This is a genomic window from Thalassospira australica (assembly GCF_000763295.1).
In the GTDB taxonomy this organism is placed as follows: Bacteria; Pseudomonadota; Alphaproteobacteria; order Rhodospirillales; family Thalassospiraceae; genus Thalassospira; species Thalassospira australica.
This window is the reverse complement of the sequence record NZ_JRJE01000032.1, coordinates 145,913-162,582: the sequence shown is the minus strand read 5'-3', so window position 1 is coordinate 162,582 and position 16,670 is coordinate 145,913. Positions and strand designations below refer to the sequence as shown.

The window sequence follows — 16,670 nt, the reverse complement described above, 5'->3', positions numbered from 1 at the left end:
CATGGCCAGACGTTTTGCCGCCCTTGTGCGCCACGGCGATTATCATCAACGCATAGGCGCGCCAAGCGCCCTTCAACCCTTTGCCCTGACCGACCGGGGCCGGCAACAGGCGCGCGACGGGGTTGCAAGTCTGCGCCAGATGGCAACATCGCTGGGGGCGACAATCCATACCGGGATCGACAGTTCCCGCATGCTGCGCGCATGGGCTACGGCCGACATCATCCGTTCGGCCCTGGGCGGGGATTTTGACATCACCTGTCACGATGCCCTTGCCGAACGCAGTGTCGGTGCGCTTGCCAATCTTCGGATTGATGAGATCAATCAGATTATCGATGCAGACCCGCGCTTTGATCCGCTGCCCGAAAACTGGAAATCCGACAGCCATTTCTGCCTGCCGTTTCAGGGCGCAGAATCGCTGATGCAATCCGGTGAACGGGTGGCAAGACATCTGATCGACCGTATGGAAAATTTGCCTGCCCGCGACACGCTTAAGGTTTTTGTCGGTCACGGGGCGTCATTTCGCCATGCCGCCCATCATCTTGGTGTACTGGCATTTGATGATATCGCAGCGCTCAGCATGTATCACGCCCGCCCGGTGGTGCTGGAATATTGTGCCGATGGCACATGGCTCCATGTCGCTGGCGACTGGAAAATCCGCGCCAAAGCCGAACCGGTATTGGATTAGGGCCTAAACCGATGACACAAACGACCACACATCAAAACCCGCATATCGACGTGGCCCTCCCTCATTACAAAGGCCCGTGGCCGTCATGGCTCTATCCGGAACTGCCGCGCGAGGCGCGTGACTGGACCTTTGGCGGCGACAAGTCGTTTGGCGAGGAAAATGGCGACCGTAAATTGCTACTTGGCGAACTTGACCGCCTGACAAAGCGCAAATTATGGACCTGGCCCAAACGGCCGATCCTGTTCTTTTCCGATATGCACGCGGATCGAAAGGCGTTTGTGGCCTCCCTTGTGGCGTCGGGCGGGGTGCGGCGCACCGGGCCGGGGGCAATGAATTTCCGCCTGACCAAACTTGGGCGGCAGGCCACCTTCATCATCGGCGGTGACTGTTTTGACAAGGGGCCGCATAACCTGAAACTTCTGCGCGCCATCCGCCGCCTGATCGAGCTTGATGCACGGGTGCGTATTCTGGCGGGCAATCATGATGTTCGAAATCTTTTGGGCATGCGCGCAGTCGGCACCGGTATTGATCATCGCAATGATCATTTCTTCCTGCGTCTCGGGCCGAAGGTGGTGCCGCTACTGGTCGAGCTTCGCGACAGTTACATGACCGGGCGCAAGGCGCTGGATGGCCTGCCGGACGAGGATGAATGCCGCCGTCGTCTTTTCCCGCATTCGAGCTGGTTTGACGCATTTCCGAAAATTGCCGCAGACCACTTGCCGAAAAAGCAGATCGATGTGGAACTTAAACGCATCAAAAAGAAAATGGTCAGCTTCGAGCCCGCCTGCGCCGAAGCCGGGCTTTCCATGCGCCAGGTCTATGGGGCCGTGTTGAAATGGCGCGAACTGTTTCTGGAACCGGATGGCGAATTTCACTGGTTTTTCAAACGTATGCGCCTTGGTTATCACGTCGGATCGTTCATGTTTGTCCATGCCGGTTTTGATGATGCCATGGCCGATGTTTTGCATGCCGATGGCGCAAAAGCGCTGAACCGGCAGTTCCGCGATGCCTTGTTTGGCGAACCGTTTGATCTGTACTACGGATCCATTGCCAATACGGTGCGGACCAAATACCGGTCGATTGACAATCCCCTCAGTCCCGACGGGGCGCAAAAGATCCATGACAGCGGCATTCACGCCATCATTCATGGTCACCGCAATCTGTTGAACGGACAGCGCATCATGTTGCGCCGTGGCCTGATCAATTTTGAATGTGACGCCACAGTCGATCAGCATTCGCGCCACAAAGAAGGCCTGAGCGGGGCGGGGGCCGCAGTTACCGTGATCCATCCCGACGGGCATATTCTGGGCATCAGCACCGACTTCCCCTACGCCAAGGCGTTTGAGCCAAAACGCACGCTGACCGCCCTTCGCACCGCGCTTAAGCGTGATGACAAAAGCGGAAAAACAAACCGATGAAACAGATCAAGAAACAGTTTAGTCACGATTCCCTGCAGGACGCCAATTCGATCAAGGCGATCCTCAAAGCCATCACCACCGGACTGGGCAAGGGCAAGGTCGTGCTCAGCGATGATCAGGATGAAATCATCCTCAAGCCCGAAGGTCTTTTGAACCTGAAGGTCTCCGCCTCCCAGGATGAAGACAGAAGCAGCCTGACCCTGCGCGTAAGCTGGCACGCTGATCGCGACACGGCCAAAGACCGAAAATTGATTGTTGGCGATAAAAAGTAACGCATCTGTCGGTCTGTGCCCGGCAATCGGCGTCGCCCGATGACCAGGCATAAAAAAACGGGCCCGTTTTCACAGGCCCATTTTGAAATTGCTCTAGCCAACCACGTTGAAATCCGGGCCATAGGGATAGCCCGTGATGTTTTCATTGCCATTCTCGGTGATGATCAGAATATCGTGTTCGCGATATCCCCCGGCACCGGGTTTGCCTTCGGCAATGGTTAACATCGGCTCCATGCTGATCACCATGCCCGGCTCAAGAACCGTGTCGATATCTTCACGCAGCTCAAGCCCCGCTTCACGCCCGTAATAGTGCGACAGCACACCAAAGCTGTGCCCATACCCAAATGTGCGATATTGCAGCAAATCCCGCTCGGCGAAGAACGCATTGATCTGCTCTGTTACTGCCGCGCACGACGCACCGGGTTTCAGCAGACTCATGCCATATTCATGGGCCGCGACATTGGCTTCCCAGATTTTAAGGCTGGCGTCATCGACCTCGCCGACAAACAGCGTGCGTTCAAGGGCGGTGTAGTATCCCGATATCATCGGAAATGTATTCAGCGACAGGATATCACCGCGTTCGAGTTTGCGCGCAGTCACCGGGTTATGTGCCCCGTCGGTATTGATGCCCGACTGGAACCAGACCCAGGTGTCGCGATATTCCGCATCAGGGAAACGCTTGGCGATTTCAAGTTCCATCGCATCGCGTCCGGCCATGGCAACATCAATTTCGCGCACCCCTTCCTTGATGGCATCACGGATGGCATAGCCGCCAACATCGGCAACCTGTGCACCTTGGCGGATCAGGGCAATCTCGGCGGGCGATTTATGCATGCGCTGGCGCATGGTGGCCGGGGCGATATCAAGGCTGCTGGCAGGTTTCAGGAAGTCATCAAGCAGGGCCTTCTGCGCAAGGCTCAGGTGATCGCCTTCAAAGCCGATCACCTTGCCGGTCCCCGTCACCGACAGAATGGCGCGCCAGTAATTGTTTCGCTGCCAGTCGGTATAGGTGATGTTGTCGCCATGGCAACGACGCCACGGCTGGGCGGCATCGATACCGGCACTGATGGTCACACTTTCGGTTGCGGTTACAACAAGCGCGTAAGGCCTGCCAAAGGCGCAATACAGAAAGCCCGAATAATAGGCGATGTTATGCATGGATGTGAAAACACATGCCGCCACCCCATGCTCGGCCATGATGGCGCGCAATCCGGCAAGACGGGCATCATATTCGCTTCCCGAAAACGGAAGAACACGGTCCCCTTGGTGGAAACGGTAAAAATCTGGGCGATCCATTAAGCGAGTTCCCTCTTTTGGGCGCAGCCGCCAAAGGGGACAAAGACCTCCCCTTGTGCAAACTGCGACAAAGCAAGATCCCGGCGTTCAGGATATGGAATGTGATGATGGTTCGGGCGCGTGGTGCAAATCCTTGTCACGCTGGCGACGCCATCGCCTGCCCAGAGAAAAATATTGGCCATGGATGTGCGATTTGGCAAGCATAATTTGCGCTGCAGCATAGACTCTAGCCTGCATTTGGCGGGCAAAGCCAGTTTGGGCAGGGGGTCTCATACGTCTGTATGATTAAACCGCACGTTAAAGTACTTTTTTAACCGCTTGGCGCTTTACTGGCAGAGAACAATATAAAATACGGGCAAAAACGGGTAAGCGGCGTGGCAGAAGAAAACGACGACGACGAAAGTGGCGATAACGAAAGTGGCGGAAGATCGGCCGCTCAATCGGCAATGCTGCGCATCGCCGAGAAGGAACTGATTGAAGCAAGGCGCCGCATCCGTCGGCGGCGGACGATCCTGATCGGGTTCTTTGTATCGGTCGCCCTGATGGCGATTATCGGCATTGCCTATTCGATCAAGTCCAACCTTGATCTTAGCCGCAACATGATCCGAAGCCCGGAAATCCGAATTCTGGGCTATGACGGTGCGCTGCTTGAAACGATCCAGGGCCGCTATAGTCAGGACGTGTCGCTCACGACCCTGCCCGAACGGATTCAAAACGTGTTTGTCGTTGCCACGGATCCGACCTTCTTTGATCACACCGGGATTGGCGGGGCGGATTTCGCCCGGATCTTCAGCGGCGATTCCGGGCCCGGATCAACCATCACGATGAAGGTCGCGCGCAGCTTCTTCAAGAAAAAGGACAACGGCCCGGGCCGCCATCTTCAGGAACTGATTGTCGCGCTCTGGCTGGAATGGAACTTCAGCAAGAAAACTATTCTGCGAAGCTACCTTGAACGCAGCTACGTCGGGCGCGGCATCTTTGGCATCTCGGCCGCATCACGTCTTTGGTATGGCGGTCCGGCAGAACGCATGACATTGCATCAGGCCGCCGTGCTTGCAGCCGCCATGAGCGATCCCGAAACCTTCAATCCGCTGTTCTATCCGCGCAAAACCGCCGAAGAAGCCAATAAAATCCTCACCCGGCTCGGCCAGTACCGCTTTGTCGAACCGGACGTTGTTTCGGCCCTGACCCTGATCGAACCCAAACTTGATGTTCAGTACGAAGAAAACGTCCTGTCGGGCTATGTCGTGGACATGGTGCTCGAAGAGGTCGCCGATATCGTTGGCTACAGCAGCCGGGACATTGATGTCACCACCAGCATCGACTGGAAAATTCAGAACCTTGCCCAGCAAATTGTGCCCGAAGTGGCCAAACATCGCATTTTGCCGCGCGGGGCATCACAAACCGGTCTTCTGTCCATAAGCCCGGACGGCCGCATTCGCGCCATGATCGGCGGTATGGAGTATTCCCCGTTTCAGCGCAACCGCGTGACCGAAGTCCGCCACCCGGCCGGCAGAATGATGAAGATCGCCACCTATTATTATGCGCTCAATGAAAACAGCGATCCGGCGCAATGGGTACGGGACAATCGCATGGCGGTGGGGGGCTGGCGTCCGGTTAATCCGGATCATGACTATATGGGCATGATTTCGCTTCGCGAAGCCTTCGTGCGCGATGTGAATACCGTGCCCACCAATCTTGCCGATCATTTCGGGCTTCTGAAGGTGCGCCAATATGCCCATGACATCGGCATCAAAAGCCCGCTTTCAAGCGATATTCGCACCGTGGTCGGACTTGACCCGGTTACCGTCAGCGACGTCACCGCCATTCACACCCTGCCGCAAAATTCCGGCAAACCGGCCCAGATGACGCTGATCAATTCCGTGACCTTTACCGGCGATGAAAACGCCCCGGCCCTGTATCAGCGCCTTGATGCCGTGCAGGAAAAACGCCTGACCGACGAAGCCATTCAGGGGTCGTATGTTCTGTTTTCCAGTGTGACCGACCCGCAGGTGCGCCTTGATCGTCCCTTTGCCGGCTATGGCACGGTGGCAGGGGACCGTTCGGACGCTTGGTATGTCGGGTTCTCGTCGGATCTGATCACCACCGTTTGGGCCGGCAATGATGACGGTTCGCGCATGGAAGTTCGCGGCGAGGTAGAGCTTGCGTCTTTGTGGCGGTTATTTATGCTGGATGCGCATGACGGTTTGCCCATTCGTTCCATGATCCGGGCTTCATCGCAACGCCGCCGCGCAGCTGACGGTGTTACTGACTTGTGGAAACAGGATCTGAATTAATCGATAAAACCGTCGCAAAACGGGGAGACGGGGGACTCCCTCCTCGGTTGGGACATGAAAATTGAAATTCGCCGAAAAATGCGGCGCGACGGCCTGTCGGATGCAAGCGGGGTTTGCTTGTGCCTTGCCGGGTTGATGGTTGTGCGTTGATTTCGGACCAGACCGATAGGTGCTTTTGTGGCGCAAAGAGAATTCAAACGAAAAACAAGTGTTCGCAAGGGATCCTCCGGGACCAAACGAACCAAAAAGAAGCGCGTCAGCAGTGCTGGCAAACGCAAAGGCGGTCTTGCGGCCCGTTTGGGCGATATGATCCCGGGGCCAGAGGCCATTGCCAAGTTTATCGTTCTGGGCACCATCTGGGTTGCGGTTCTGGGCGGCGGTGTTGTTGCCTATTACGGCTATGGCCTGCCGGAAAAAGTCAGCTTTGAAGTCGCCAGCGAACGCAAACCCTCCATCCGCGTGATCAGCATTGATGGGGCAACCCTTGCGGCCTATGGCAACCGTTATGGCAATCCGGTCGAAGTACGTGATTTGCCCGAATATGTCGGCCAGGCGTTTGTCTCGATTGAAGACCGCCGTTTTTACGATCATTTCGGCATTGATGTTGTCGGCATTGCCCGTGCGGCATGGGCCAACCTGACGGCAGGCCGGATTGCCGAGGGCGGCAGCACCATCACCCAGCAGCTTGCCAAAAACCTGTTTTTGTCTCCTGAACGCACCTTTGGCCGTAAGATCGAAGAAGTGCTGATGGCGCTTTGGCTGGAGTTCAAATTCGACAAGCAGCAGATATTGTCGCTTTATCTCAACCGGATTTATTTCGGTTCGGGTGTTTACGGAATTGATGCCGCGGCGCGCCATTACTTTGCCACCGACCCAAGGCGTCTGAACCTGTATGAAGCAGCCGTTCTGGCCGGTTTGCCCAAGGCACCCAGCCGCTATAACCCACTTGTCGATCCCAAATTATCTGCCGACCGGGCAAATGTTGTCCTGGCAGCCATGGCCTCGACCGGGGCCTTGACCAAGGCACGCGCAGACCGGGCCAAACAGACGCGCGTGCGCACGGCCCGTTCCGCACAGACCGGGCCGGGGGTGCGCTATTTCTCTGACTGGGTGCTTGATCGGGCGCGGGAATATGTCGGCTATGTCGATCAGGATCTTCTGGTCCATACCACCCTTGATTCACGCCTGCAGGAAATCGCCGAAGAAAACCTGCTGCGCGCGCTCGAAAGCAACAGCGCAAAGACCCACAATGTCGGGCAGGCCGCCCTTCTGGCGATGACGCCCGATGGCGCGGTGCGCGCCATGGTTGGCGGACGTGATTATTTCGAAAGCCAGTATAACCGCGTCACACAGGCCCGCCGTCAACCGGGCTCGGTGTTCAAGCTGTTTGTCTATCTTGCCGGGCTTGAAAACGGGCTTGGGTCCAATGACTGGATGCGCGATGCGCCGATTGTGATCAATGGCTGGGAACCGCGGAACTTTGATCGCAAGCACCATGGCACCATGTCGATCCGCGATGCGGTGGCGACGTCAAACAACTCGATTGCGGTTCAGATGGCGCTTGAAGTCGGGCTGGACAAGGTGATTCAAAAGGCGCGTGACATGGGTGTTTCCTCGGAACTCAAACCCGAACCAAGCCTGGCGCTCGGCACCAGCGAAGTGTCGATGCTCGAGCTCACCGGGGCCTATGCCATCGTTGCCAATGGCGGTTTTGCTGTTTTCCCGCACGCCGTCAGCAAGATCACCGGCAAGGGCGGCGAAGTGCTTTATGAACGCAGCGATGACTTCCCCGGCCGTTTGATGAACCCGCTTCATGCCGGTGAAATGAACAATATGCTGGCTGCCGTCGTCGCCAAGGGCACCGGGCGCAATGCCATCATCGACCGCCCGTCGGCGGGCAAGACCGGCACGACATCGGATTACCGCGATGCCTGGTTTATCGGCTATAGCGCCGATCTTGTTGCCGGGGTCTGGATGGGCAATGACGATAACAGCCCGATGGATGAACAGGTCACCGGCGGCGGTCTTCCGGCCGCCCTGTGGCGTGATTTCATGCTGCACGCCCATCAGAATATCCCGGTCAGATCCCTTGGCAAAGCCGCCCTCGCCCGATCCAAAAAAATCGGCGAGGACGACAGCTGGCGCGACTTCACCGCCGGCTACAGTTCCGGCAATACCAAGCAGTAGTTGCGCTTTCTATGGATGTGAAAAAGGGGGGCTAGGCTCCCCTTTTTCTTTTCACCAGAACAAGACGATCAAATTTGTGCTACCAATCAACACAACCCATGCACGGCAAATCACAGATTGCCGATGAAACGGCCAAAGTGACCCGCAGGCGCTCTGAGTAACAAGGACCGGGGCGATTACACAAATGGGGTTCGATCCGGGGTTCTAAAAATAAGTCTGTCTCCTTTAGTCGACATTAGATTTAACGTCTTGGACGAAGGCTGCACATCGATGACTTCAAACGTACCTGCCCCCCGACCCGGAAAGCTAAAACGGCGTCTTTCCTTGATATTGGTCGTGCTCTACGGCTTGGGTGTGACCATTGGTGCGGGCATCTATGTGCTGATCGGCGAAACCGCCGCCCAGGCAGGCATTTATGCGCCGATGGCCTTTGGCGTGTCGGCCATGGTGATGGCTTTTTCGGCGGCGACTTTTTCTGAATTTGTTGGTCGTTTGCCACTGAGTGCCGGTGAATCCGCCTATGTTCAGTTTGGCTTTGGCTCACGCATGATGGCGCTCATTGTCGGCTGCATTGTCATGCTGGCGGGCATTGTGTCGTCCGCAACGATCAGCTTGGGCAGTGCGGGATATCTCGCGGCACTGCTGACCCCTGTTCTGGAAGTCGATCGCGCCTGGCTGGTCCTGCTGATTTTGCTGTTTGTGACCCTGATCGCCTGTATTGGCATCCTCGAATCTGTGGCATTCGCCGCCGTCTTTACCGTGATCGAGATCGGCGGCCTGATTGCGATTATCGCAGGCGGGTTTTTAACCCAGCCCGACCTCATCAGCCAATTACCCAGCGTCGTGCCAGATACCCTGGATGGCGAGGTTTGGGCAACCGTTCTGAGTGCCAGTCTGCTTGCTTTCTTCGCCTTCATTGGCTTTGAAGATATGGTCAATGTCGCAGAAGAAGTACGTGATCCCGAACGTACCATGCCACGCGCCATTTTCATAACGCTGGTGCTTGCGACATCGCTGTACTTTCTGGTCGCCGCAATCGCGGTCCTAAGTGTTCCACTTGACGAATTGGCGGCATCCACGGCCCCGCTTGGTCTGGTGTTTGGCGCGGTCACCGATTTGCCGCCCGCCGTGGTCAGCGCCATCGCCATCATCGCGACCTTCAACGGCATCGTTATTCAGGTGATCATGGCAAGCCGCGTTCTTTACGGCATGGGTGATCAGGGAACAATTCCCGGTCGGGTCGGGCGGCTGCTTGCCTATGTGTCAGAACGCACAGGAACCCCCATTGTCGCCACCGCCTTCGTCGCGGTGATCATTGCTGTTCTGGCCCTGAACTTCGATATCTCCGGGCTGGCAACCCTGACCTCGCAATTGATTTTGGCCGTATTCGTTCTTGTTAATCTGGCATTGGTGCGCGTCAAATGGCGCGAACGCAAAGGCAGCATCGAACCGGTTGGCACGCATATCTTTCAGGTGCCGATCATGGTGCCGGTGCTTGGCGCGGTCTTAAGCCTCTGTCTGCTGGTTTTTGGTCATTAGAATTTCGGGACGAGAGCTCAATAGCACTGAAGATTTTGACGTTCAAAAATACGTTCAAAAATAAATCTGTCCCCTTTTTTGGGAGTTTAACAGGTTGAAACTGAGTTGTTGATGCATCTTCTTGTCGGGGTAATTTAAGATTGCATTAGTTAACAGGCATTAATCTGTGATTGAAATTGTCGTTCTTGGATGCCAACCTCTTTTAAACATGTGTATCCAAAATCGTCTCAAGGTGGACTATCTGGGTACAAGGTTTGATTGCAACGCAACTTGAACCAAGAGCATGGGCGTGAAGTCCACAAAGGGGGGGGAATATTGGCTGATTTGTTCACAGATCTAACCTCTAAGCCTCAAAGGGAAACAGAAGGGGCTGATTCAGCCTCTAGATTTGACTATCAAAAGGACTGGGCCTTTTCTCAGATGATGAGGAAGCACTTGGAGGGAGAAAGCTATCTTATAGCTTTTGAATTTCATGATGATGTTGTGTTCGTTTCTCCCGCTGACCAACCAACCAGCGTTGACTTTGTCCAAGTAAAAACGTCCTCGGGAACATCTCCAAGAATGCTCACCACTTTAACTTCTCGTCCTAAAGGTAAAGCATCTGTTTTCGGAAAAATGTTCTCAAACTTTGAAGGAATTTGCTCTTCTTACGATATCAAAGTGATTTTGGTCTCTAATAACGCGTTTGAATTCGCCGGTGGAGAAGCTTGCGCAGTAGATTTGGATGAAAAATATTATAATCGTATTAAAAATAAACTATCATCCGAGCTTAATAATTTCGATGAAAAGAGATTAGAAGATTTACACTTTCAAGTAACCGGAGTGTCTTTGGAGGCTATGGAGAGCTTTCTTGAAGGTGAGGCGTCAGCGCTATTTTGTGAAAAATTTGGTGAAGATCACGGATTAAATATTCGAACTTGGATGAGGCTTGTTAAAAGCGAGATTGTTCGGAGAAATAATTTTCCTTCAGATAATGTTAAAAATGCTCAACAACTTTTTGACAAGAAATGTATTGAGTACTCTTTGGTGGAGAATACCCTGAGTACTATGCATGCGAGATCCAGACCGAGTCTCGATATTTCTGATATCAATAGCTCATTGCTGCAAGCAGGATGGACGTTGGCTGAAACGCTTCAGCTAAAAAAGTACATACCAGAAGCCTCTACCGATTTTTACGACCCTCTAAACATTGATGTAAAAAGCATTGTTGGTCTCATGGAGAAAAGTGTTTTTGAATACCCAAACACACCGATGGAATTGGATAAATTTCTCAGGAAAGTTGTCGATGACGTGATGTCAGACAGTGGTGTTGCGGAAATATATAAGAAGCGGGACTATCTGCGCGCACTAGGAGCGCTAGTCTATTATGACCAAATCTGATTTCAAGAAGTTGATTAGAAACCTCAGAAAAGGCACATGCTTTGAGAAGCCTAATTTTCAAAGAACTTTGGATTCTGTCGAAGGCGGAAAAGTCAGGGATAAACCTGAGTCTGAATCCGAATCTGAATTTCCTGATCGGTGAGAATGATGTTGGTAAGTCTACCTTGGTTAAATCGCTCTATCATTGCCTTGGTGGCGATACGCCGCAGATCAACAATACCGTCTGGAAAAGAGCTAGGCCCATTTACTGCGTAAAGTTTGAGCTCGCAGAGGCAGAATATCATATTGTTCGCGACGAAAAATACTTTGGCGTTTTCGATAGTGATAAGCAGCTAATCTCTCGTCATGTTGGGGTTGGGGGCAAAGACGGAATCTCCAATTTTATGAACAGTTTGCTGGGGTTCGATGTCGAGCTTGAGCGGCAGGCTGATGGCAAACTCGGCATTGCAGGTCCCGCTTTCTACTTTCTTCCGTTCTACATTGATCAGGATGAAGGTTGGTCGACCAGTTGGTCATCGTTTGTCGGGCTAAAGCAGTTCGCTACGTACCGTAAACTGATGCTTGAGTATCATCTGGGTGTTAAGCCGCAGAGTTACTACGATGCGAAGAAGATAGAAATCGAACTTTTGGAGAATCTCGGAGAGATTCAGTCAGAGCGACTGTCTATGCAAGCTGCCCGGAATTCGGTTGAAAAGCGAAAAATCCGTTCGCAGGTTGACCTTGATCCTAATGTGTTCCGCAAAGAGCTGGAAAATGTCGTTGATCAATACAACGACATTTACTCTAAACAGCAGGAAATACTCTTTCGCCTCAAAGAAGTAAGAAATCAGAGGAATGCAGTAGACACTGAGCTCTCAGTTTTGCGTCGTGGCGTGGTGGAACTTGATGCCGATTATCGTTACTCGGAGTCGCCTGAAACCCCAGATGTGGTCGACTGCCCGACCTGCGGAACAGAGTTTGAAAATTCATTCATCGAGAGGTTTGGTCTTCTTGACGACATAGATCATTGTCATGCCCTCATTGACCAGTGGCTGAAAAAGCGAAGAGAGATAAGCGATAAGCTATTAGCGATCGAATCTGAATACAATGAAGTATCCTCAGAACTTAAGTCAGTTGAGGAAATTCTTGCACGTTCGAAAGAAAATGTAACTTTGTCTGAGCTTATAACTTCTGAAGGTATGAAGGAGATGATTAACGCGCTCAATATAGATATTCAGGAAATTTTAAATAGAGAAGAAAAAATTAGCGGTGAAATCTCTAAAAATGCATCTAAATTGAAAGTTGACAATAAAAGGAAAAAAGAAATTCTCGAGTGGTATAAATCGAAAATGAAGGAATACCTTAATTTACTTAATGTAAATGTTTTAGATGAAAAAGATTATAAAACTATTGATAAGCAAATAAAAAATAACGTTCTTGGTAGCGATCTACCACGAGCTCTATTGGCGCAATATTTTGCTTTCCTTAGCACGATGAGCAAATTCAATTCCTTTACTCTTTGTCCTATGTTGGTCGACTCTCCGTTCCAGCAAGAGCAAGACCCGACCAATAGGAAGGCAATTTTAGATTTCATCATTTCTAAAAGACTTGAGAAGCAGCAAGCTATTATTGCAACTGTTTCTATTGATGAACTCATTGATGAAGATGATTCAACTTATCCTAGCCCTATTGTATTGGACAAAAAGCTCTCGGTTCTTAGCCAAGATCAGTACAGGTCGGTTTTTGACGCAATTGATGGAATGCATGCGCAAACATTGTCCAACCCCAATTAGATTTTTCCTTTGTTTCAAATGCACATAATGCCAATGGTGACCAAAGCATGCGCAAGGAAAAAGGGGACACAAGGAAAAAGGGGACAGGGACAGAAAAAGGGGACAGATTTATTTTTCCTTATTTCCAGATCCATTTTCCCAAAAGGTGCGATTCAAGTTCACCTGCCGTGTAGATACATATGTTGACACTTGTGACGGGAAGAACGATAGTAGCTACATATGTAGCTACGTACGATCCAAGAGGGTGTTATGCAAAGTGAGATCAAACGTTGGGGTAACAGTGCCGCTGTGAGGCTTTCCCGTGATATTCTCGCACAGGCGCGGTTGGATGTTGCCAGTCCGGTCAGTATTGACGTGAAGGCTGGAAAAATCGTGATTGAGGCATCCTGTAAAGCGGCCCGAAAGGTCAACCTTCCTTTTTCAGAGGCGGACCTTTTGGTCGGGCTGGATGCGCATGGTGCGCATGCTGATGCGCTTGCGCAGCCTTCTTCTGCTGAAATCGGCGAGTGATGGCAGCCCAGACATATGTGCCGGAACGCAATGATATTATCTGGCTGGACTTTGAGCCGACCAAAGGCAAGGAAATTGGCAAGTACCGCCCCGCACTTGTGCTTTCGTCCAAGTCGTATAACCGGCAAACGGGCCTTTTGATGTGCTGCCCGATCAGCACGAGCATTCGCGGTGGCGCGACGGAGGTTCCTGTCGAAAATCTCGATCAGCCATCTGTCGTGGCAGCCAGTTTGATTCAGACTTTGTCATGGAAAGACCGCAAGGCCAAATTCATCGCACAGGCGGAGACGGGGGTGATGGATCAGGTTTTGCTGCGCATCATTCCGTTGATCGGGGCTGATCGCGTGATAGAGAAATTTATCGAGTGATGTGAAATGCCCGGTTCAACAAGGAACGTGCAGGCACAAAAAAAGACCGGCATCGCTTTCACGAGCCGGTCTCAAGTTTGGCTTGCTTGACTGCATCACTTGGGGGGAATGCAATCAGGGAGCTTCTCACCTGTCGGTGCGCGACGCAAAAAGCCGGGGTGGACGGCTTTGGGACTGCAGCGGGCCGATTGGCGCTGAGGGTGACGCAGCGCCGCGGTGAGATTATCAGGCCGCTTTGGCCTGATCGGTAAGCGCGTCAAGGAAATCAAGGCATTCCTCGATCTGCGCAATTTCAATAAATTCGTTGGGCTTATGGGCCTGTTTGATGCTGCCGGGCCCGCAAATCACCGACGGGATATTGCCCTGCTTTTCAAACACGCCCCCTTCGGAGCCATAAGACACCTTGCCTGAAATGTCGGGGATGATGTTGCGGACCAGCTCGAACGCCGGCGCATCGGTGCAATCGCCCATCCCCGGATAGGAAAAGATCTTTTCAAAGGCAAAGCCGGTCTCGTCTGCCTTGGCCTTCATCTCCACGTCCAGCGTGTCCATGATGGTCGCTTGCAGATCGGCAATCACTGCTTCGGCGTCATGGTCGGGCAGATGGCGGATCTCAAAGGTGAACTCGCAATAATCCGGGGTCACATTGGTCGCAGTCCCGCCGCCAATCGTGGTGGTCAGCATCGTGCTGTGCGGCACAGTAAAATCATCGTCAAACGGGCCGTTTGCCTCAAACTCACGGGCCTTTTCGGCAATCAGGTTGATTGCACGCGTGGCATATTCGATGGCATTGACGTGATTGGGCGCAAACGAACTGTGACCGGCCGTACCGGTGACCGCAACCCGCATGGAATATTTGCCCTTCTGGCCGTTGATCACCTTCATGTCGGTCGGCTCGCCAATTACCGCCAAACGCGGCGGCGTATCCATCGCGGCCAGATAATCGACCATTGATCCAACCCCGATGCAGCCGACTTCCTCGTCATAGGACAGGCAAAGATGGAACGGAATCGCAAGGTCGCGTTTGACCAGATCCGGGATCATCGCCAATACACAGGCCGAAAAGCCCTTCATGTCGGCCGACCCGCGGCCAAACAGCTTGCCATCCCGTTCCGTCAGCTCAAAGGCCGGGCTTACCCAGGTGGTTTCAAGGGCAGGGACCACATCGGTATGACCCGAAAGCGCGATACCCGGCACCCCTTTGGGGCCGATGGTTGCCAAAAGGTTGGCCTTCTCGCCGGTTTCGTCATGAAACAGGGTGCTTTCAATGCCGTACTCCGCCAGATAGTCACGGACAAAATGGATCAGACCGAGGTTCGAGTTCTTGCTGGTCGTGTCGAACGCCACCAGCTTGCCAAGCAGATCAATGGCATGATGCAGGCGGGACATGTTTGGTTTGGACATTTTTATCTTCTTTTTTTGCTCGGTTTAGTTCGCGGATGCGCTGTCGGCATTGCGATTGTCGCGCCATTTCTTCCATTCGCGGCGAATGGTCAGAATGACGAACAGAACGGTCAGGGCAAAGAATCCCCAGGAAATCCACGACTGGAAGAACACACCAAGATCACCGCGTGAAATCGCAAGGGACCGGCGCATATTGTCTTCAAACATCGGGCCAAGGATAAAGGCGATCAGGAACGGGGCTGCGGGAATGTTCAGCAACATCATGATAAAGCCGACCACACCCATCACCAGAAGGACCGTGACATCAAACGGGCTCGCCCCGATCGAATAGATGCCATAGACGCACAGGATCAGAATGCAGGGCAAAAGCAGCGTCTGGGGAATGCGCGAGATTTTGGTAAATGCCCCTGCCGTCGCCTTGCCTGCGATGAACAGGAAGACGGAACTGAACAGGATGCCGATAAACAGCGCATAGACATCACCCAGATTGTTCTGGAACAGAAGCGGTCCCGGTGTCAGGCCATGGATCATGAACGCACCCAGCATCACACCGGTAATCACATCACCGGGCACACCAAGTGCCAGAAGCGGGATCATGGTCGCGCCACACGACCCGTTGTTGGCAGATTCGGACGCGGCAATGCCTTCAAGCTCGCCTTCGCCAAACTTGTCCCCGTTTTTCGATGTCCGGCGCGCCTCGCTATAGGAAAAGAACGCGGCCGTTGATGGCCCGATGCCCGGAATGGCCCCCAGCGCAACGCCGATGACCGACCCGCGAAAGATCGATTTGATCGACCCGCGAAATTCCGAAAGTGTGAGGCGGTTATCGCCAAGCTTCATCGCATCATTGTTATCTTCCGGGCGGAACACGACCATCTTGATCAGTTCAGGCAGGGCAAACAGACCAATCAGAACCGGCACCATGCCAAGACCCGATTTCATGTCCTCAGAAAGGGCAAAGCGGTACGATCCGTAAATGTCCTCGCCCACGGTCGCCAGAAGCAGACCAAGACAGGCCGAAATGATGCCAAGAACCAGTGAACGGCCGGAAATACTTGCCACAATGGTCAGTGAAAACGCCATCAGCATGAAGAATTCCGGCGGACCAACCCGCAGCGCAAATGTCGCCAGCGGAATCGCCAGGAAGAACAGCGAAATATTGGAAATAAAGTCGCCGATACAGCTTGAGACCAGCGCCATATTAAGCGCCTTGCCACCCTTGCCGGCGCGTGCCAGCGGATAACCATCCAAAACCGTACAGGCGGCTGACGCTGTGCCCGGCGTCTTGATCAGAATGGCTGAAATCGATCCGCCATAGGTCGATCCCTTATAGAGCGCAACCAGAAGAAGGATGCTGGTGACCGGCGGCAGATAAAACGTAAAGGGCAGGGCAAGGGTTACGGCCATGGTTCCGGTCATGCCCGGAATGGCACCAATGATCACACCGGCCCAGATCCCGGCAAACATCGCCAGAAAGTTCGGTAACGTTGCGACCGCCTCAAAGGCATAAAGCAATTCATTCCACATAACGATTGGGGCTTT

The 16,670-nt window shown here is 53.2% G+C and carries 13 protein-coding genes; 10 read left to right on the top strand and 3 right to left on the bottom strand.

Features of this window, described 5'->3' with window-relative positions; translation table 11 throughout:
• The first annotated feature begins 1 nt into the window (after position 1).
• From JF44_RS0116820 to JF44_RS0116810, 3 genes are read left to right on the top strand one after another with little or no spacing between them, the layout of a single operon-like run.
• Positions 2-685: a histidine phosphatase family protein gene (locus JF44_RS0116820; RefSeq protein WP_033070148.1), complete on the top strand. Its 684-nt coding sequence runs from the start codon at positions 2-4 to the stop codon at positions 683-685.
• Positions 686-696: 11 nt separating this feature from the next.
• Positions 697-2,103: a metallophosphoesterase gene (locus JF44_RS0116815; protein ID WP_052066006.1), complete on the top strand. Its 1,407-nt coding sequence runs from the start codon at positions 697-699 to the stop codon at positions 2,101-2,103.
• Positions 2,100-2,375 carry an amphi-Trp domain-containing protein gene (locus JF44_RS0116810; RefSeq protein WP_033070147.1) on the top strand — a complete coding sequence of 92 codons (276 nt, stop codon included), beginning with the start codon at positions 2,100-2,102 and terminating at the stop codon, positions 2,373-2,375. The genes JF44_RS0116815 and JF44_RS0116810 overlap by 4 nt, the downstream gene beginning before the upstream one ends.
• A gap of 93 nt (positions 2,376-2,468) precedes the next feature.
• Here the strand turns inward: JF44_RS0116810 and JF44_RS0116805 are convergent, their stop codons facing one another.
• Complete coding sequence (locus tag JF44_RS0116805; protein WP_033070146.1) at positions 2,469-3,671, bottom strand: M24 family metallopeptidase; 1,203 nt, start codon at positions 3,669-3,671, stop codon at positions 2,469-2,471.
• Positions 3,672-4,045: 374 nt separating this feature from the next.
• Between JF44_RS0116805 and JF44_RS0116795 the strand changes: the two genes are divergently transcribed.
• The 7 genes from JF44_RS0116795 to JF44_RS0116765 all read left to right on the top strand — a co-directional run bounded on the left by JF44_RS0116795 (position 4,046) and on the right by JF44_RS0116765 (position 13,724).
• Positions 4,046-5,968: a transglycosylase domain-containing protein gene (locus JF44_RS0116795; RefSeq protein ID WP_033070144.1), complete on the top strand. Its 1,923-nt coding sequence runs from the start codon at positions 4,046-4,048 to the stop codon at positions 5,966-5,968.
• Between the two features lie 177 nt (positions 5,969-6,145).
• Positions 6,146-8,155, top strand: a complete 2,010-nt coding sequence (locus tag JF44_RS0116790; protein ID WP_033070143.1) for a transglycosylase domain-containing protein — start codon at positions 6,146-6,148, stop codon at positions 8,153-8,155.
• Between the two features lie 336 nt (positions 8,156-8,491).
• Positions 8,492-9,694, top strand: a complete 1,203-nt coding sequence (locus JF44_RS0116785) for an APC family permease (protein WP_202901529.1) — start codon at positions 8,492-8,494, stop codon at positions 9,692-9,694.
• 315 nt (positions 9,695-10,009) lie between these two features.
• Positions 10,010-11,074: a dsDNA nuclease domain-containing protein gene (locus JF44_RS0116780; protein WP_162181421.1), complete on the top strand. Its 1,065-nt coding sequence runs from the start codon at positions 10,010-10,012 to the stop codon at positions 11,072-11,074.
• Positions 11,075-11,115: 41 nt separating this feature from the next.
• The gene (locus JF44_RS0116775; RefSeq protein WP_033070140.1) at positions 11,116-12,846 is read left to right on the top strand and encodes an AAA family ATPase; all 1,731 of its coding nucleotides are present in this window, start codon (positions 11,116-11,118) and stop codon (positions 12,844-12,846) included.
• Positions 12,847-13,095: 249 nt separating this feature from the next.
• On the top strand, positions 13,096-13,356 hold the full coding sequence (locus tag JF44_RS0116770; RefSeq protein WP_052066005.1) for an AbrB/MazE/SpoVT family DNA-binding domain-containing protein: 261 nt from the start codon (positions 13,096-13,098) through the stop codon (positions 13,354-13,356).
• The gene (locus tag JF44_RS0116765) at positions 13,356-13,724 is read left to right on the top strand and encodes a type II toxin-antitoxin system PemK/MazF family toxin (RefSeq protein WP_033070139.1); all 369 of its coding nucleotides are present in this window, start codon (positions 13,356-13,358) and stop codon (positions 13,722-13,724) included. The genes JF44_RS0116770 and JF44_RS0116765 overlap by 1 nt, the downstream gene beginning before the upstream one ends.
• A 225-nt stretch (positions 13,725-13,949) precedes the next feature.
• On the opposite strand, the gene argE is transcribed toward JF44_RS0116765, so the two are convergent.
• Entirely contained in the window at positions 13,950-15,128 is a 1,179-nt protein-coding gene (gene argE, locus JF44_RS0116760; RefSeq protein ID WP_033070138.1) for an acetylornithine deacetylase, read from the bottom strand.
• A 24-nt stretch (positions 15,129-15,152) separates the two neighbouring features.
• Entirely contained in the window at positions 15,153-16,655 is a 1,503-nt protein-coding gene (locus tag JF44_RS0116755) for a tripartite tricarboxylate transporter permease (RefSeq protein ID WP_033070137.1), read from the bottom strand.
• Positions 16,656-16,670: the final 15 nt, after the last annotated feature.